The sequence below is a fragment of the Dysosmobacter segnis genome (genome assembly GCF_014297285.1).
Lineage (GTDB): Bacteria > Bacillota > Clostridia > Oscillospirales > Oscillospiraceae > Oscillibacter > Oscillibacter segnis.
Window position 1 is genome coordinate 390,918 of the sequence record NZ_JACOQI010000001.1, and the last position, 17,222, is coordinate 408,139.

18 protein-coding genes and 4 tRNA genes are annotated in these 17,222 nt (G+C 57.8%); 11 read left to right on the top strand and 11 right to left on the bottom strand.

What is annotated here, in order from left to right; genetic code table 11:
• The 3 genes from feoB to H8Z83_RS01950 are packed head-to-tail and all read right to left on the bottom strand — an operon-like array spanning position 1 to position 3,023.
• Entirely contained in the window at positions 1-2,490 is a 2,490-nt protein-coding gene (feoB, locus tag H8Z83_RS01940; RefSeq protein ID WP_187013497.1) for a ferrous iron transport protein B, read from the bottom strand.
• Positions 2,491-2,542: 52 nt separating this feature from the next.
• Positions 2,543-2,764, bottom strand: a complete 222-nt coding sequence (locus H8Z83_RS01945; RefSeq protein WP_187013498.1) for a FeoA family protein — start codon at positions 2,762-2,764, stop codon at positions 2,543-2,545.
• Positions 2,765-2,810: 46 nt separating this feature from the next.
• Complete coding sequence (locus H8Z83_RS01950; protein ID WP_187013499.1) at positions 2,811-3,023, bottom strand: FeoA family protein; 213 nt, start codon at positions 3,021-3,023, stop codon at positions 2,811-2,813.
• Between the two features lie 205 nt (positions 3,024-3,228).
• Here H8Z83_RS01950 and H8Z83_RS01955 point away from each other — a divergent pair, with 205 nt between their 5' ends.
• Complete coding sequence (locus H8Z83_RS01955; protein ID WP_366463630.1) at positions 3,229-3,732, top strand: metal-dependent transcriptional regulator; 504 nt, start codon at positions 3,229-3,231, stop codon at positions 3,730-3,732.
• A 65-nt stretch (positions 3,733-3,797) separates the two neighbouring features.
• Here H8Z83_RS01955 and mnmA read toward each other — a convergent pair whose 3' ends face one another.
• From mnmA to H8Z83_RS01985, 6 genes are all read right to left on the bottom strand, one after another.
• Positions 3,798-4,862: a tRNA 2-thiouridine(34) synthase MnmA gene (gene mnmA / locus H8Z83_RS01960; protein WP_187013558.1), complete on the bottom strand. Its 1,065-nt coding sequence runs from the start codon at positions 4,860-4,862 to the stop codon at positions 3,798-3,800.
• A complete protein-coding gene (gene nifU / locus H8Z83_RS01965) occupies positions 4,862-5,299 on the bottom strand; it encodes a Fe-S cluster assembly scaffold protein NifU (protein ID WP_187013500.1) in 438 nt (145 codons plus the stop codon). The genes mnmA and nifU overlap by 1 nt, the downstream gene beginning before the upstream one ends.
• A 61-nt stretch (positions 5,300-5,360) precedes the next feature.
• Positions 5,361-6,545, bottom strand: coding sequence for a cysteine desulfurase NifS (nifS, locus tag H8Z83_RS01970; protein WP_187013501.1), 1,185 nt, complete (start codon positions 6,543-6,545; stop codon positions 5,361-5,363).
• A 45-nt stretch (positions 6,546-6,590) separates the two neighbouring features.
• A complete protein-coding gene (gene epsC, locus H8Z83_RS01975; RefSeq protein ID WP_187013502.1) occupies positions 6,591-7,367 on the bottom strand; it encodes a serine O-acetyltransferase EpsC in 777 nt (258 codons plus the stop codon).
• Between the two features lie 362 nt (positions 7,368-7,729).
• Entirely contained in the window at positions 7,730-8,419 is a 690-nt protein-coding gene (gene tsaA / locus H8Z83_RS01980; protein ID WP_243184676.1) for a tRNA (N6-threonylcarbamoyladenosine(37)-N6)-methyltransferase TrmO, read from the bottom strand.
• Positions 8,420-8,597: 178 nt separating this feature from the next.
• A complete protein-coding gene (locus tag H8Z83_RS01985) occupies positions 8,598-8,960 on the bottom strand; it encodes a hypothetical protein (RefSeq protein WP_187013503.1) in 363 nt (120 codons plus the stop codon).
• Positions 8,961-9,367: 407 nt separating this feature from the next.
• Between H8Z83_RS01985 and H8Z83_RS01990 the strand changes: the two genes are divergently transcribed.
• Entirely contained in the window at positions 9,368-9,631 is a 264-nt protein-coding gene (locus H8Z83_RS01990) for an HPr family phosphocarrier protein (protein ID WP_187013504.1), read from the top strand.
• Positions 9,632-9,683: 52 nt separating this feature from the next.
• Here the strand turns inward: H8Z83_RS01990 and H8Z83_RS01995 are convergent, their stop codons facing one another.
• Entirely contained in the window at positions 9,684-10,400 is a 717-nt protein-coding gene (locus H8Z83_RS01995; RefSeq protein WP_187013505.1) for an RsiV family protein, read from the bottom strand.
• A gap of 191 nt (positions 10,401-10,591) precedes the next feature.
• Between H8Z83_RS01995 and H8Z83_RS02000 the strand changes: the two genes are divergently transcribed.
• From H8Z83_RS02000 to H8Z83_RS02040, 9 genes are all read left to right on the top strand, one after another.
• Entirely contained in the window at positions 10,592-10,903 is a 312-nt protein-coding gene (locus H8Z83_RS02000) for a YerC/YecD family TrpR-related protein (RefSeq protein WP_187013506.1), read from the top strand.
• A complete protein-coding gene (locus H8Z83_RS02005; RefSeq protein ID WP_187013507.1) occupies positions 10,900-11,649 on the top strand; it encodes a class I SAM-dependent DNA methyltransferase in 750 nt (249 codons plus the stop codon). The genes H8Z83_RS02000 and H8Z83_RS02005 overlap by 4 nt, the downstream gene beginning before the upstream one ends.
• Positions 11,650-11,668: 19 nt before the next feature.
• Positions 11,669-12,556 carry an Hsp33 family molecular chaperone HslO gene (hslO, locus tag H8Z83_RS02010; protein WP_187013508.1) on the top strand — a complete coding sequence of 296 codons (888 nt, stop codon included), beginning with the start codon at positions 11,669-11,671 and terminating at the stop codon, positions 12,554-12,556.
• Positions 12,557-12,703: 147 nt separating this feature from the next.
• Positions 12,704-12,780: transfer RNA gene (locus H8Z83_RS02015), tRNA-Val, on the top strand.
• A gap of 7 nt (positions 12,781-12,787) precedes the next feature.
• Positions 12,788-12,864: transfer RNA gene (locus tag H8Z83_RS02020), tRNA-Asp, on the top strand.
• Between the two features lie 5 nt (positions 12,865-12,869).
• A tRNA-Phe gene (locus H8Z83_RS02025) sits at positions 12,870-12,945 on the top strand.
• 3 nt (positions 12,946-12,948) lie between these two features.
• Positions 12,949-13,024, top strand: a tRNA-Gly gene (locus tag H8Z83_RS02030).
• Between the two features lie 972 nt (positions 13,025-13,996).
• Positions 13,997-15,496, top strand: coding sequence for a carbon starvation CstA family protein (locus H8Z83_RS02035; RefSeq protein ID WP_187013509.1), 1,500 nt, complete (start codon positions 13,997-13,999; stop codon positions 15,494-15,496).
• An 89-nt stretch (positions 15,497-15,585) separates the two neighbouring features.
• Positions 15,586-16,587: a globin family protein gene (locus H8Z83_RS02040; protein ID WP_187013510.1), complete on the top strand. Its 1,002-nt coding sequence runs from the start codon at positions 15,586-15,588 to the stop codon at positions 16,585-16,587.
• A 90-nt stretch (positions 16,588-16,677) separates the two neighbouring features.
• Here H8Z83_RS02040 and H8Z83_RS02045 read toward each other — a convergent pair whose 3' ends face one another.
• The gene (locus H8Z83_RS02045; protein WP_187013511.1) at positions 16,678-17,187 is read right to left on the bottom strand and encodes a M48 family metallopeptidase; all 510 of its coding nucleotides are present in this window, start codon (positions 17,185-17,187) and stop codon (positions 16,678-16,680) included.
• Positions 17,188-17,222 lie beyond the last annotated feature (35 nt).

Here is a 17,222-nt window from a genome sequence, read left to right on the forward strand (position 1 = left end):
TCAGACCTTAGTGGAAAGCTTGGTAGCTTCCTTGTAAGGACGAACCAGCATGTAGATGATAAAGGCCAGAGCGGCGATGGCAGCCACCAGACCGATGACGTTCAGGCTACCGGTGAAGGCCTTGCCGAACTGGTTGACCATCAGGGCACACAGATAAGCGAAGCCGCACTGATAGCCAATGGCGAACCAGGTCCACTTGGCGTTGTTCATCTCCCGCTTGATGGCGCCGATGGCGGCAAAGCAGGGGGCGCACAGCAGGTTGAACACCAGGAAGGAGTAGCCGCTGATCTGGGTAAAGACAGTTCCCAGAGCCTGATAGACAGTCTCATCACCGCCGCCGTAGAGAATACCCAGCGTACCAACGATGTTTTCCTTGGCCACCAGACCGGTGATGGAGGCCACGGCGGCCTTCCAGTTGCCCCAGCCGAGAGGTGCGAAGATCCAGGCGATCAGGCTGCCGATGTGGGCGAGGATGGAGCAGTCGATCTCTTCCTCGGAGAGCATCCGAAAGCCGTCCTCGGCCCAGCCGAAGTAGGTGGTGAACCAGACGAAGATGGTAGACAGCAGGATGATGGTGCCGGCCTTCTTGATGAAGGACCAGCCGCGCTCCCACATGCTGCGCAGCACGTTGCCCAGAGTGGGCCAGTGGTAAGCGGGCAGCTCCATGACGAAGGGAGCGGGATCGCCGGAGAACATCTTGGTCTTCTTCAGCATGATGCCGGAGATGATGATGGCGGCCATGCCCACGAAGTAGGCGGAGGTAGCCACCCAGGCGGCGCCGCCGAAGATGGCACCGGCCACCATGGCGATGAAGGGCACCTTGGCGCCGCAGGGGATGAAGGTGGTGGTCATGATCGTCATACGGCGGTCACGTTCGTTTTCAATGGTACGGGAAGCCATGATGCCGGGGATGCCGCAGCCGGTGCCGATCAGCATGGGGATGAAGGACTTACCGGACAGGCCGAACTTGCGGAAGATACGGTCCAGAACGAAGGCGATACGGGCCATGTAGCCGCAGGCCTCCAGGAAGGCCAGCATCAGGAACAGCACCAGCATCTGGGGCACGAAGCCCAAAACCGCGCCGACGCCAGCCACAATGCCGTCCAGAATCAGGCCGTTGAGCCAGTCGGCAGCACCGGCGGCTTCCAGAGCGTTGCCGATCAGTACAGGCACGCCGGGGACCCACACGCCGTAGTCGGCAGGATCGGGCTCGTCAAAGCCATTCTCCTCAAAGTAGGTGACAGCGTCCAGATAGCTCATGCCGACGGTGGTTTCCTCGTCAGCGTCAGCGGGGATGGCGTCATAGTAAACGGTCATGTCATTCATGGCCAGGGTCTCTTCGTCCTCCACTTCGATGGTGGTGGACGCGGAGTCGGGCTGAACCGCCTTCATGTCGGCCAGAGCGGCGTCGGGGTCGAAGTCATCGGCCTCGGTATCCAGCTCATAGTAGGCACTGATGGCCTCGGAAGCGGCGGTGTAATTGTCAGCGACCTCGGTATATTCGCTGGTGCCCATACCGAAGAGGTGCCAGCCGTCACCGAACAGGCCATCATTGGCCCAGTCGGTAGCGGCGGAGCCCACGGTCACCATGGCGATGTAGTACACCAGATACATGACCACGGCGAAAATAGGCAGGCCCAGCCAGCGGTTGGTGACGATGCGGTCGATCTTGTCGGAGGCGGAGAGCTGCCCCTGATTGTGTTTCTTGTAGCAGCTCTTGATGAGCTCTGCAATGTAGACGTACCGCTCGTTGGTGATGATGCTCTCGGCATCATCGTCCAGCTCCTTCTCAGCGGCCTGGATGTCGGCGTCGATGTGGGTCATGACATCGGCGGGGATGCTGAGCTTTTCCAGCACCTTGTCATCCCGCTCGAAGATCTTGATGGCGTACCAGCGCTGCTGCTCCTCCGGCAGGTTGTGCACTGCGGCCTCCTCGATATGGGCGATGGCGTGCTCCACAGGGCCGGAGAAGGTGTGCATAGGAACGGTTTTGGTGCCCTCGGCGGCCTTCACAGCGGCTTCAGCGGCTTCCATGACGCCGTCGCCCTTCAGTGCGGAGATCTCAATGATCCGCACGCCCAGCTCCCGGGACAGCTCCGCTACGTTGATCTGGTCGCCGTTTTTGCGGACCACATCCATCATGTTGATGGCGATGACCACCGGGATACCCAACTCGGTAAGCTGGGTGGTGAGGTAGAGGTTGCGCTCCAGGTTCGTGCCGTCAATGATGTTCAGAATGGCGTCGGGCCGTTCTCCCACCAGATAGTTACGGGCCACTACCTCTTCCAGGGTGTAGGGGGACAGGGAATAGATGCCGGGAAGGTCCATGATGACTACATTGTCATGCTTTTTCAGCTTGCCTTCCTTTTTCTCCACGGTGACGCCGGGCCAGTTGCCCACGAACTGGTTGGAACCGGTCAGGGCGTTGAACAGGGTCGTCTTACCGCAGTTCGGGTTGCCTGCCAAGGCAATTTTGATCTGCTTTTCCATACATGCTCCTTTTGGTTTGAGTGCTCAAACCGTATTTGAAAAATTTTTGTGTTTACTCGACCTCGATCATTTCGGTGTCGGCCTTCCGCAGGCTCAGCTCATAGCCCCGGACGGTGACCTCCATGGGATCGCCCAGAGGGGCGACCTTACGGACATAGATCTCCACGCCCTTGGTGATACCCATGTCCATAATGCGGCGCTTGATGGGGCCCTCTCCGTGGAGCTTGACGACCTTTACGGTCTCACCGATTTTGACGTCACGCAGCGTTTTCATACTTATTTCCTCCTACTGTTTCTATCAGATTTCAAATTCAAATGAATCAGATCATGATCTTGCGGGCCATCTCCTCGCTGATGGCCACCCGGGACTCCTTCACCTTGACGATGATGTTGCCTCCCAGAGCGGACACCACCGTGATGGACCCGCCGGCGGTGAACCCCAGGTCCTCCAAGTGCTTTTTTACCTCGGGATTTCCGCTGACCCTGCGGATCATGTATTCTTCACCGATATTTGCCAGTGCAAGCGGCATCATAACGATCCCTCCGAATCTGTTAGTTAAATTGAACTAACTATTATGGAAAAAGAATAGTCGGAGTGCAGCCGTCACGCTTTGTAAGGCGTTAGCCTCCTCTAACTACAGCTTAGTTTAACATCTCTAATCTCTTCTGTCAACCGGGATTTTTAAAAATATTGTCAAAATCTCAGGGGAGAAGACACCTTGCATTTGTGAAGAAAATATGGTAAAATGCCCAAAACAGCTTCATGCGGGCTGTCGCTTTCGCCAAGGCTTTTGGGCGGACGGCGATGCCCTGAATCGTGATAGGAAGAAAGGACCGGTGATGGCCGTGCAGATCCTGAAAGCATCTGAGGATTATCTGGAAACCATGCTGATGATGCAGACCAAGCATGGATATGTGCGCTCTGTGGACGTAGCGGAGCACTTGGGGGTGACGAAGCCCAGCGTGACTTACGCCACCAAGCGTCTGCGGGAAAACGGATATATTGAGATGGATAAGGACGGCCTCATCACATTGACGGATGCCGGTATGCAGATCGCGTCCAAAATGCTCCAGCGGCACCGGACCCTGACCCGTTTTCTGGTGAGTTTGGGCGTGGAGCCGGAGACCGCGGAGGAGGATGCCTGCAAAATGGAGCATGACATCAGCGACCAGACCTTCAAGGCCATCTGTGACCATGCCCGGAAGCGTATGGCCTCCGCCGATGAAACAGCGGAAACCTGATAGAAACTGAAAAACCAGCGGAAAGGTTCGACCTTTCCGCTGGTTTTTTGTGCTGCGGCCATGGGCTATAAAATCGTACCGCCGCCCAGAACGGTGTCTCCGTCATAGAGTACCACCGCCTGTCCCGGAGTGATGGCCCGCTGGGGACGGTCGAACAGCACCTGCACGGAGCCGTTCTCCTCCACCGTCACCTCACAGGGCTGTTCCGTCTGGCGGTAGCGGATCTTGGCACTGCACCGGAACTGGCGGGGCGGCGCTTCCCAGGCGATCCAGTTGAAATTCTCACCGGTGAGCTGCTGGGAGAATAGAGCGTCATTTTCGCTGAGGACCACCTGATTGCTCTTTGGATCAATGGCTTTTACATACAGCGGTTGATTGGAAGGAATACCCAATCCTTTCCGCTGGCCGATGGTATAGTGAGCGATGCCCCTGTGACGTCCCAATATCCGGCCGGATTCGTCTACGAAATCACCGGGGGTGTCCGCTTTTCCGGAGTGCCGACGGATGAAAGCGGCATAGTCGCCATCCGGGACGAAACAGATGTCCTGACTGTCCGGCTTTCTGGCGTTAAAAAAGCCCAGACTGTCCGCCAACTGCCGGGTCTCTGCTTTATGGAGGGCACCCAATGGAAATTGGGTGTGGGCCAACTGCTCCTGGGTCAGCATATAGAGTACATAGCTCTGGTCCTTGCTTGCGTCAAGTGCCTTTTTCAGCAGATACCGACCGTTTTCCCGCTCAATCCGGCCATAATGGCCAGTGGCGATGGTGTCACAGCCCAGAAGGGCTGCCCGGTCATAGAGATGCCGGAATTTCAGGTAGCGGTTGCAGTCGATACAGGGATTGGGCGTCCGCCCCTGCCCGTAGGCATCCGCAAAGCGGTCCATCACCTGACGGCGAAACTCATCGGAGAAGTTAAAAACGTAGTAGGGAATCCGCAGACGAAACGCCACGCTGCGGGCATCCTCCACATCCTCCAAAGAGCAGCAGGTGCGGCTGCGGGAAATACCGATGTCCTCGTTGCGGTAAAGGGTCATGGTAGCGCCGACGCAGTCCCAGCCGCTGTGCTTCAAAAGGTAAGCGGCGACGCTGGAATCAACGCCGCCGCTCATTGCGATCAGTACCTTACCCATCAAACCATGGGACAGCCGCCCTCGCAGTGCTCGCAGTCGGGGAACTTGCTGTGGTCGTAGGGGATGTTGTTGCGGTCGTAATAGTTTTTGACAGCCGCCTTGATGGATTCCTCCGCCAGTACGGAGCAGTGCAGCTTATAAGCGGGCAGACCGCCCAGTGCATCCACCACCTGCTTGTTGGTGACGGCCAGCGCTTCCTCGATGGTCTTGCCCTTGATGAGTTCCGTGGCCATGGAGGAGGACGCGATGGCGCTGCCGCAGCCGAAGGTCTCGAACTTCACGTCCTCGATGCGGTCATCCTTGATCTTGAGGTACATTTTCATAATGTCGCCGCACTTGGCGTTGCCTACCTCGCCTACGCCGTCGGCATCGGGGATCTCTCCCACATTCCGGGGATGGGTGAAATGATCCATGACAGTTTCTGTATAGAGTGCCATATTGAAAGCCTCCTTGGGTTATAAAAAGTAAATATTCGCGTTGTTGAGAAGAACGGAAACATTACAGCATGAACTGCTTCTTGCCGCTGGCAAGATCCTTCCACACGGGAGAAATGCTCCGCAGGTACGCCACGATCCGGGGAACCTCCTTGAGAATGTGATCCACATCCTCCTGAGTGTTCCATTCGCACAGGCTTAGCCGCAGGGAGCCGTGGGCAACCTCGTGGGGGCGGCCGATGGCCAGCAGCACATGGCTGGGGTCCAGAGAACCGGAGGTGCAGGCGCTGCCGGAGGATGCACAGATCCCGGCCTGATCCAACAGCAACAGCAGGCTTTCGCCCTCAATGCCCTCAAAGCAGAAGTTCACGTTGCCGGGGAGCCGGTGGACGGGATCGCCGTTCAGGGCGCTGTGGGGAATCTGAGAGAGACCGGCAATGAGCTGGTCCCGCAGCGCGGAGACCTTGGCGGCGTTTTCGCCGATGTGATCGCAGGCCTCCTTTAACGCGGCGGCCAAGCCCATAATGCCGGGGACGTTTTCCGTACCGGCCCGCTTGCCCCGCTCCTGTGCGCCGCCTTCGATGATGTTGGTCAGGGGGATGCCCTGCCGGGCATACAGCACGCCGGTGCCCTTGGGACCGTGGAACTTATGGCCGGAGAGGGACAGCATATCGATATTCTGCTCGTTGACATTGATGTGGAGATGACCGGCGGCCTGCACGGCGTCGGTATGGAACAGGACACCTTTTTCCCGGCAGACCGCGCCGATCTCCGCAATGGGCAGGATGGAGCCGATCTCGTTGTTGGCGTACATGGTGGTGACCAGGCAGGTGTCGGGGCGGATGGCGTCCGCTACCTGCTGGGCGGTGACGGTGCCGATGGGGTCCACCGGCAGCAGCTCGACCTCAAAGCCTTCCTTTTCCAGCTTTTTCAGGGTGTGGAGAATGGCGTGGTGCTCAAAGGCGGTGGAGATGATGTGCTTCTTGCCCTTGCGCTCACCGATGCGGGCGGCGGAGATCAAAGCCTGATTGTCGGCCTCGCTGCCGCCGGAGGTAAAGGTGATCTCCCGGGGTGTGCAGCCCAGACAGGCGGCCACGGTCTCCCGGGCGCTCTGTAAGGCTTCGGCGGCCTCCTGCCCCAGCCGGTACAGGCTGGAGGGGTTGCCGTAGTGGGTCTCCATATAGGGCAGCATGGCGTCGATGGCCGTGCGGCTCATTTTTGTTGTTGCAGCATTATCTGCGTATACCATAGCGGGTTCCTCCTTTGTGGTGCTGTGTATAATATGTAAAAATTATCAGATATCTGTGGTCACAAATTCCGTCTGCTCCCGGGCGGTAAGGACCCGTTTGCCGGGTTCCACGGAGTGGGTCAGCCACACATTGCCGCCGATGACGCAGTTGTCACCGATATAGGTGTCGCCGCCTAAGATCGTGGCCCCGGCGTAGATGACCACGTTGCTGCCGATGTTGGGATGACGCTTGTTGCCCTTTACCAGCGTGCCGTCAGACTGGACGGCAAAGCTCTTGGCGCCCAGCGTCACGCCCTGATACAGCTTGACGCGCTCTCCGATGACGGTGGTCTCGCCGATGACCACACCGGTGCCGTGGTCAATGAAGAAGTACGGCCCAATGGTGGCGCCGGGGTGAATGTCGATACCGGTGAGGGAGTGGGCGTATTCCGTCATCATCCGGGGCAGCATGGGAACTTTCATGAGATACAGCTCATGGGCGATGCGGAAAATGCTGATGGCTTCAAAGGCTGGGTAGGCCAGCATGACCTCTTCCCGGCAGGTGGCGGCGGGATCGCCCTCGTAGGCAGCCTGCACGTCGGTGTCCAGCGTATCCCGGATGGCGGGGAGTTTGGAAAACAGAGTGTCGATCACATCGTCATATTGAGGGGGTTCCCGATAGATTCGCTCCAGGATCTCCCGAAGCTGACGCCGGGCGGCCGCTTCCAGTTCTTCTTTGGAGTGGGCTTCCTCCATGGCGTCGAACACATTGGGGTAGAGAATGGACCGCAGAAGATCCAAAAGCTGGATCATCTGGGATTTCAGATGGGCGTAGTTAATCATGGGCCGGTACCTCCTGTTTCGCAAATGACGGCGAAGAGGAGGCAATACCGGATATGGCAGGATAGATCATAAAAAAGCGCTCCTTGAACATGATTTTGTTTGATGGGTCGGCGGGGAAGGGGACCATCAACATCGGATATCAGGAGTGTGAGTGAACGCAGTCATGTAATCACCTACAAGCTTAGTGTGTTTAAACCATATACCAACAAACCTACTTTGTCAATGGGTTTTTACACGAAAAATAAAAAACCACTCGTTGAACCTTTGCGCAGTTCCGTTTTGTTTTGCGCACATAGGGAAACGGACCTCCAAAAAAGCAGCGGTCCGCAGCAATGCGGACCGCCGGAGTTTCAGCAAATATTTTATTCAGCCGGACGGATATCCCGGACGGTGAGCTGGTTCCCGTCCACGGTGAAACGGACTTCAAAACCGGCAAAGGAGAAGCCGTAGACCCGCTCCGGGTCCTTCTGGTAGTGGGGCCGGGGGTCCTGAGCCAGAACGCCCCGCAAAGCCTCCTGCCGCTCTGCGGGCACCTGCGCTAACAGGGCTGGGGGGATGGAAACAGACAGGGTTTCCCCTGCCGGTACGGCGGCGAAGCCTCCCAGTGCGTCGGGATGGCTGTCGGCGTAGGGGATGTAAGGCTTGATATCCAGAATGGGAGTGCCGTTTACCAGATCCGCCCCCCGGACCCGGAGCACGGGGCCTTCCGCCGTCTGCCGGATGCCCGCCAGCTTCACGCAGGACAGAGCGATGGGGTTTGGCCGGAAGGGGGAGCGGGTGGCAAAGACACCCATCCGGGTGTTGCCCCCCAGCCGGGGCGGGCGGACCGTGGGGGACCAGGTATCCCGGATGGCCCGGTCAAAGACCCAGATGAGCCAGATGTGGGAGAAGTCCTCCAAGCCCCGGAGGGCGTCCGGGTTCTGATAGGCCGGTTCGAAAACAATGTCAGCCTCCAGCTCCTCCACCAGCCCGCTTTGCCGGGGCACGCCGAATTTTTCGGCGAAATCACTGTGGATATGGGCAATGGGCGTCATGGAAAATTTCTGGGACATGGCGGGACCTCCTGCGATCACTCCCCCAGTCAGGACGGAGCGGAACTTTTATCTTATTATAGCAGAAGTCTGTCCTGATGAAAAGCCCCGTGCCGCCTGATGGACAGAATGACGGAAAGCGGCGTACCGGCGGTTCGGGCGGTACGCCGCATGTCAGGGCGGAAGTGGAATAACGGCTTTACCAACGGTCTGCGCCGGGGGTGACGGAATTTTCGCCGTCTAGCAGGTCGCCGTCCCGGTCATGGACACGGCCGTTGCGGAGCATCCGGTCCATAGACGCGCCGGGAAGGTCTCCGGCAGGCTCGTTGGCGGGGTTGGGGGCGGGATTGGTGTCCGGGGCGGTGACGGTGTGGTCATCCCGCCCAATGATGGCGTCATTGTTGGGAACATTGTCCCGGTTTGGGTCCGAAACGGCGTCGTAGGCGCTGTTCTGACCGGACCCGGCGTCATTTCGATCGTTCTTGGCCGGCTCCTTGCCGCAGGCGGTGAGGGACAGTGCCAGCAGCAAGACCGCCAAAAACAGGGAAGCGCGAGATTTCATGTGCGTTCCTCCTTTGCTGGGAGTTTGCGATACCCATGGCGTAGTATGCCGCAAAGGTCTGGTTTTCACGCAAAATTCCGTTTGTATTTTCTGGAAAAGCGCCTTGGCGGCGTCCGAACGTATGGAAGATGCTCCGCAGACCCGGCGCTTTGTGCACTCTGGTCACGCTTTCCGCTCTGGCGGAATATGATGAAAAGAGCATACCACGCTTTTTCGGACGGAGGATCGCTTTTGGGAATCCTGCCTGTATTGTTGGGGGGCGTTCCACATTTCAATTCAAATGTTTGTGAAAAACGCCGTTGACGGAACGTGAAAAAACAGGTAAAATAACAATCAGAAAACTGGTGGAGCACACCTCTTTGATTTAAGATGAGGAATTACTTGGTATAGAAAAGGAGAGCTGTATCATGTATACACAGGAAATCACCGTTAATAACGAGGTAGGTCTGCACGCCAGACCCGCAACCTTCTTTATTCAGAAGGCCAATGAGTTTAAGAGCGGTATCTGGGTGGAAAAGGATGATCGGCGCGTTAACGCCAAGAGCCTGCTGGGCGTTCTGTCCCTGGGCATCGTGAAGGGTACTACCATTACCCTGATCGCGGACGGCGCAGACGAGAAGGAAGCTGTCGGCGCACTGGTGGACCTGGTGAAGGACAACTTCGGCGAATAAGCGAACAATAAGATAATAAACAGCGTCCCTGCGGAAGCGGGGACGCTGTTTGCTATGTCTGCGGAGCAGACGAGGACGGCTCTGCTTTTGAAACGGGCACGTATGGCCCCACCGCTTCGTAGGGGACGGTAAAGACAGGGATACCCTCCGCCGCCGGGGCGATGGCGTACATGGGGTAGAAGAAGGCAAGGCCTTCCGGGGTGAGGTAAAACCGCATGGGGTTGAACTGCTGCCGCAGCCGCCTTCGCCAGCCGTCCAGATACCGGGCGTACCCGGCAGTCTCCTGACGCTGGATCTCCTGAGCGGCCAAAGTCAGCAGGCGCCGCTTCCAGCCCCGCCGGTGCGGAAAAAAGCTCGGAAGCGAAACCGGATAGCCCCGCCGCAGGTCCCAGGTATCGCCCCAGCGTCGCAGCAGAATGTGTCCATCGGCGGCTGGCTCCCGGATTTGGGTATACAGACTCCAGAAGCCGCCCTCGTTGTAGGTGACCCGAAAGGACAGCTCCGCTTGGAGCTGGGGAAGGGGGCGGCTGTCTGCCAGCGCCTCCCGGCAGGCTCGCGCTGCCATGGGAAACAGCCAGCGGTCACAGTACCGGAGAAAGGCCCGGCACTGGGCGCGGTAGTACCGCCGGATCCGCCGGGTGGTCCGGTTCTCCGAGCCCACAGGCTCAGGGAGGGACACCTGCGCGGTAAGCACCGGAAGTCCCTCCACAGTCCATTCCCGCTCAGCGGAAAAAATCTCGGTGTTCAGTCCTGATGTGACTGCTTCCACAGCGCTGCCTCCTTTCCTGACACTGTCGCATCCTATGCGGCCCGGCTGGGAAGGGTTCGGCAGCTGAAATTAAAATTTAACATTTGGAGGGCTTCCTTTTCTTAAACTACTGTGTTAAAATGTAAATGCTGAAAGTGAATCCTGCAATTTGTGCGGAAAATATGAAATTATGGAAGAAAGGTGCCTCCTTTATGATCAGAATTGGAAAAAAGGAAAAAAGTGATAAGCTGTATCAGGCGATTTTGCAGTTGAAGGATCCCCAGGAGTGCTATGATTTTTTTCAGGACCTCTGTACGGTTTCCGAACTGCGCTCCATGGAGCAGCGGTTTGAAGTGGCCTCTCTGCTGAACGACGGTATGATTTACAGCGACATTCTGGAGCAGACCGGCGCGTCCTCCGCTACCATCAGCCGGGTGAACCGGTCTTTGAGCTACGGTACCGGCGCGTATGAGCGGGTCTTTGCCCGTCTGAAGGCGGAAAAGGCCGGGGAAGAGGCGAAATGAGCAGCTATGACGCACTGGCCGCCAGCTATGACGGCCTGATGGCGGACGGCGTGTACCGCCGCCGTGCGGACTATCTGGAAAAGCTGTTTCGGAAAAGTAGGATCCCGGTGCATACCGTTTTGGACTTGGCCTGCGGCACCGGGACCATTGCCTGTCTGCTGGCGGCCAAGGGCTATGCGGTCACGGCTACGGACCTGTCGGAGGAAATGCTGACTCAGGCTATGAGCAAGGCGGCGGCTTTGGAACAGCCGCCGCTGTTTGTGCAGCAGTCCATGCCCCGGCTTCGTCTGCCGGAGCCGGTGGATGCCGTGGTGTCCACGCTGGATTCCCTGAACTATCTGACCCGGGAAAAGGATATCCGGGAGACCTTCCGGCGGGTGTTCCGCGCGTTGAAGCCCGGCGGCAGCTTTTTCTTTGATGTCAACACACCATACAAGCTGCGGCGGATGGACGGACAGCTCTATACGGACGAGACCGAGGAAAGCTACTGCGTCTGGCGAACATTTTTCTCAGAAAAGACAAGTATCTGCACCTATCAGGTGGACCTGTTCCAGCTGCGGGCAGACGGTACATGGGACCGGGACTACGAGGAGCACAGGGAGCGGGCGTGGAGCGCGGCGGAACTGACGGCGTTTTTGACGGACGCGGGCTTTGAGGCCGTCAAGATCACCGGCGACCTGACGGCCCGGGCGCCTAAGGATACGGAGGACCGGTGGATCGTCCGCTGCCGGAAGCCCGTGAACTGACAAAGGAGTAATGAAAATCATGAGCGATCAACTGGTTCGCGCCATCTCAAAGGATGGCTTTGTAAAGGCGGCGGCGGTGTCCACCCGGGCACTGACGGAGCGTGCCCGGCAGATCCACCAGACCTCTCCGGTGGCAACGGCGGCCTTGGGCCGCCTGCTGGCGGCTGGTTCCATGATGGGCAATGAGCTAAAGGGAGACGGTTCCAGCGTGACCCTCCGCATCAAGGGCGATGGCCCTCTGGGGACGCTGCTGGTGGTGGCGGACAACGAGGGCAACGTCCGGGGCAGCGTTCAGAATCCCCAGATCGACCTGCCCATCCGGGAGGACGGCAAGCTGGATGTGGGTGGCGCTGTGGGCCACGGCGGGACGCTGACGGTCATCAAGGACCTGAATCTGAAGGAGCCCTATGTGGGCAGCGTGGAACTGCTGGGCGGCGAGATCGCGGAGGATCTGGCAAGCTACTTCGTGGAGTCCGAGCAGATCCCCACGGCCTGCGGCCTGGGCGTGCTGGTGGACCGGGACCGGAGCGTGCTCCGCGCCGGCGGCTATCTCATCCAGCTGCTGCCCGGTGCGCCGGAGGGCATCATCGACCGTCTGGAAAAAGGGATCATGGCGGCGGGACCTGTCACCAACCTGCTGATGGAGAACGATGACCCGGAGAGCCTGCTGCGGCGGGTCATGGCGGATTTTGAGCTGGAGATCCTGGAAACGGTCCCCGTGGAGTACCGCTGCTATTGCAGCCGGGAGCGAATGGCCGCGGCGCTGGTGAGTCTGGGCCGCAAGCAGCTTACGGAGCTGGCGGAGGACCCCAACGGCATCGAGCTGACCTGTCAGTTCTGTGACAGCCGTCAGCGGTTCACCCCGGAGGAGATCCGGGAGCTGCTGGAAAAGGCCTCCGAAGCCTGACCAAACAGACCGTCTGCCCCCTGTGCAGCAGGGGGCAGACGGTCTGAAAAAAATAAAAATAAAAAATTTGAAAAATTGGGTTGACATTTGACCTGCTTTCACATATAATAGCTTTTGCCGTCTGACGATGACGGATGACGGAAACCTGGGAGCATAGCTCAGCTGGTTAGAGCACCTGCCTTACAAGCAGGGGGTCACTGGTTCGAGTCCAGTTGTTCCCACCACAAAAATGGCCCGGTAGTTCAGTTGGTTAGAACGCTAGCCTGTCACGCTAGAGGTCGACGGTTCGAGCCCGTTCCGGGTCGCCATTTTTGCCCAGATAGCTCAGTTGGTAGAGCAGAGGACTGAAAATCCTCGTGTCGCTGGTTCGATTCCGGCTCTGGGCACCATTTGCGGGCTTAGCTCATCTGGTAGAGCGCCACCTTGCCAAGGTGGAGGTAGCGAGTTCGAGCCTCGTAGCCCGCTCCAGAGTAAATCAGGACATCCGATTTGGATGCCCTGATTTTTTTCGTTAGACGGAAAGAACTCGATACCGACACCCATGCGCGAAGCGCATTTTAATCAGAGGTGAGGTAGGGTTCCTGCGAATTGCGGAACGCAATTCGTGGGATGCCGGGAAGCGAGTTCGAGCCTCGTAGCCCGCTCCAAAAAGAAACACCACCCACTCGGGTGGTGTTTCTTTTTGGAGCACTTTCGATTTGCGCTGCAAATCGCCCGCCTGCGGCGACTTTTATAGAAAAGCGGAGGGAAACCCGCAAAGGTTTCCCCCGCAAACACCCCCTTCCTCGCGAAGAACGAAGGATTCTGCATTCGTCAGACGAAAAGAACTTGCTGCCGACACCCATGCGCGAAGCGCATTTCAATCAGAGGTGAGGCAGGGTTTCTGCGTCGAGCGCATAAGCTCCATACCCCGTGCATGGATCTAAACGTCCCCACCCGAATGGATGGGGCTTTTTGCTTCGACTGCAAAAGGCGTAAACATACTCAAACAGGAGGAACTGAACGGTTCTCCTTGGAATTTGCTGCCGCTCCGCCCTGCTTGTGATGGGTTGAGTGACGGATAGACTGCTCTTTTTTACAAAATAATCAGCGTTCCGTAGCTGCTCATTCTACACCTAAGGAGAAAATCCAGATCCCGGTGGAAAGGTGCGTTGTACAGCGGACGTTTGTCTGTGAAACGTGAGCGGCTTACAAGGGAATCTTTTTGGAATGCGAAGGAATTATAGAGAAATCTACAAACCGGTTTCCGGTTAAAGTGAATGATATTGTGCGATTTCCGTAAATCTATTGTTAAAATTAACAAAGATTCTATACGATTCTTGTGAATTTCAGCACTTGAACTTCTGGGTTAGAGTGCTAATATGTAAGCGAAAACAGGCGAGTAAACGTTTTTGCGCCTGCTTCAGAAGAAAAAACGTGTTTTTGGAAGGAGAGTTCAAGATGATTAGCTTTTTCATTTGCCTGGCACTGCTGATCGGCGGCTATTTCACCTATGGCTCCCTGGTGGATCGGACCTTCGGGCCCGATGACCGTGAGACTCCCGCTGTCAAGATCAATGACGGCGTGGACTACATGGTTCTGCCCCAGTGGAAGCTGTTCATGATCCAGCTGCTGAACATTGCTGGCCTGGGTCCCATCTTCGGCGCTTTGAGCGGTGCTCTGTGGGGTCCTGTTGTGTTCCTGTGGATCACTTTCGGTACCATTTTCGCCGGTGCTGTCCACGATTACTTCTCCGGTATGCTCAGCGAGCGTAACGAGGGCGCCTCTATCTCCGAGATCTCCGGCATCTACCTGGGCGGCACCATGAAGAATGTCATGCGTGTATTCAGCGTTGTGCTGCTGATCATGGTCGGTACCGTGTTCGCCGTGGGCCCTGCTGGTCTGATCCAGCTCCTGTTCTCCAACGGCGGCAGCACCGGTATCCTCACCAACAAGCTGTTCTGGCTGGTGCTGATTCTGGTGTACTATTTCATCGCCACCTTCCTGTCCATTGATAAGATCATCGGTAAGATCTATCCCGTGTTCGGCATCTGCCTGATCATCATGGCTGTTGGTGTGGCCGTGGGTATCTTCACCAAGGGTTATGTGATCCCCGAGATCTGGAACAACTTCACCAATATGCATCCTCAGGGCACTCCCATTTGGAGCTTCATGTTCATCACCGTGGCCTGCGGCGCTATTTCTGGCTTCCATGCCACCCAGAGCCCCTTGATGGCTCGCTGCATGAAGAGTGAGAAGCAGGGCCACTTCGTGTTCTACGGCGCCATGGTGTCCGAGGGCATCATCGCTCTGGTCTGGGCTGCTGCCGGCTGCGCAATCTACACCGGCGCTGATCTGCTGGCCATGGGCGGCGGCGGCTCCACCACCGTGTATGACGTCTGCTCCAAGACCATGGGCGGCGTGGGCATCGCTCTGGCTATGCTGGGCGTGATCGCCTGCCCCATCACCTCCGGCGATACGGCCTTCCGTTCCGCTCGTCTGGTGCTGGCTGACTGGTTCCACATTGAGCAGAAGTCCATCAAGGGCCGTTTGATGCTCTGCATCCCCGTGCTGGGCATCGGCGCGATCCTGGGCGTGGGCAACGCTCTGGGCAAGATCGACTACACCATCATCTGGCGTTACTTCAGCTGGACCAACCAGACTCTGGCCATGATCGTGCTGTGGGCCGCTTCCATGTACCTCTTCTATGAGAAGAAGAACTACTGGATCACCGCTGTCCCCGCTACCTTCATGAGCGCTGTGTCCATCACCTACTTCATGCTGGGCAACGAGTGCCTGGGCCAGTTCCTGAACCACAAGACTGCTGACGGCGCGGTTGTTTACAACACTGCTGTTGCTTATCCCGTCGGCATCATCGCTGCCGCGCTGTTCCTGGGCATCTTCCTGTACAGCATCAAGAAGCGCGACGTGAAGCCTCAATACGAAACTCTGGGCAAGTAAGCTCTGAGTAATCAATCCGAAAGCGGCGGAAAGACTCTCTCCTTTCCGCCGCTTTTGAAGCTATCAATGAACGATCACGGAGGAACACTATGTTATTTGCGCCTGTGCGTCTCGGCAGCACCGCCCTGTCGGCGGAAGTCCTGACTGCGGATGTTAAAAACTGCAAGCACTTCGGCCCCTGCGGCGTAGGGGAAAAAGCGCTGTATCTGAACGGTTTCCTGTTTGACCGGCACTACTATGTGGCGCTGGGGGATATCCGCCGGGTATTCAAGCGGGTCGCCATGAGCAAGGGCGGTTTCACCGGAAACGGCGTCTTTGGCGCTATTCCGTACCTGGTGGTAGAATACGGTGACGGTACGCAGAAGCAATGCACCTTCAAGCGGGAGGACAATGTGGATGATCTGCTGGCCTATCTGGCGAAGGTCTGTCCCGGTTTGCCGCTGCACAGCGTTCAGGCGGAGCAGCGCCTTGCCCGGAAGGCACAGGAGGAAGCCGTCCGGTATCTGGACGTGCTGACGCCGGAGGCACAGGCGGCCCGGGAGAAGCTGGAAAAGGCCAGAACCTTCCTCGCCGGCTATCCGAAGCTGACGGACCGGCTTTCCACTGCGGCCAAGGCCAAGCGGGTCAATGAGCACACCAATCCCGCCCATAAGTGGGTGGCGCTGGCCATTGTGCTGGCGGGCCTGATCGCCGCAGTCTACGGTGTCATTGCCTGGCGGCGGCAGGAGGGCTTTGGTATGTACTTCACCCTGCTGGGCCTGGCGGTGGTGTTCCTGTTCTCCGGTACGCAGGTCATTCCCACCATGAAGAACAACAAGCGGGCGGTCACCGCCGCTTGGGAGCAGGCCCAGAAGGACGTGGCCGGGGTACTGCCGGAACATTTCCCCCTGCCTGCCCGGTATGCCCATCCCGTTGTGCTGGATCGGATGATCCGCGTCCTGCGGGAGGGCCGCGCCCAGAACGCCGAGGAGGCGCTGGCGGTGGTCAAGGCGGATTTGAAGGCCCTGAACGCCGATGTGCAGGTCTCTCAGGAGGAATATGACGAGGTCGTGGCCATCAAGCCCATGTTCCTGGTCAGCAATTACGAGTGATCGTATTATAAAGTATATAGGTATGCAAAAAGCGGAGGCCGTCGGCCTCCGCTTTTTTGCTGCGCATTGGATGGCATTTTCCGCGCTTTTCTAATTCAGCAGCTTTTTCCGCTCCTTCCAGTCCGGCAGGTATCGCTCCAGCAGCGCGTAAAAGCCGGGGCCGTGGTTCATCTCCCGGAGATGGCACAGTTCATGGACCACCACCAGTTCCACTGCTTCCTCTGGACAGCACATCAGGTAGCAGGAAAAGCACAGACTGCCCTTGCTGGAGCAGCTCCCGTAGCGTTTTCTGGCCGTGGTGATGCGGAGACCGGTGGGGTGGACCCCCATGATGGCGCTCCAATGGGCCACCCTCTCCGGTAGAACGGCCTGTGCCTGTGTTTTCAGTGCCTGAGTTTCCGGAGCATCCGGCGGCGGCAGAGTGGGGCGGGCGGCCTGCTTTGCCAGATGGCGGACGATCCAGTCCTTATGTTTTTCTACAAATGCGTCGATCTCCCGCCGGGAGATTCGCAGAGGGGCTCGGACGATCAGCCGTCCATCCCGCGTCAGCTCCAGTGCCAGGGTTTCCCGGCGGGAGCGGATCAATTCATACGTGTTCATAAGAGCAGTATAGCACCTTCGTCAAGTCCTTGAGG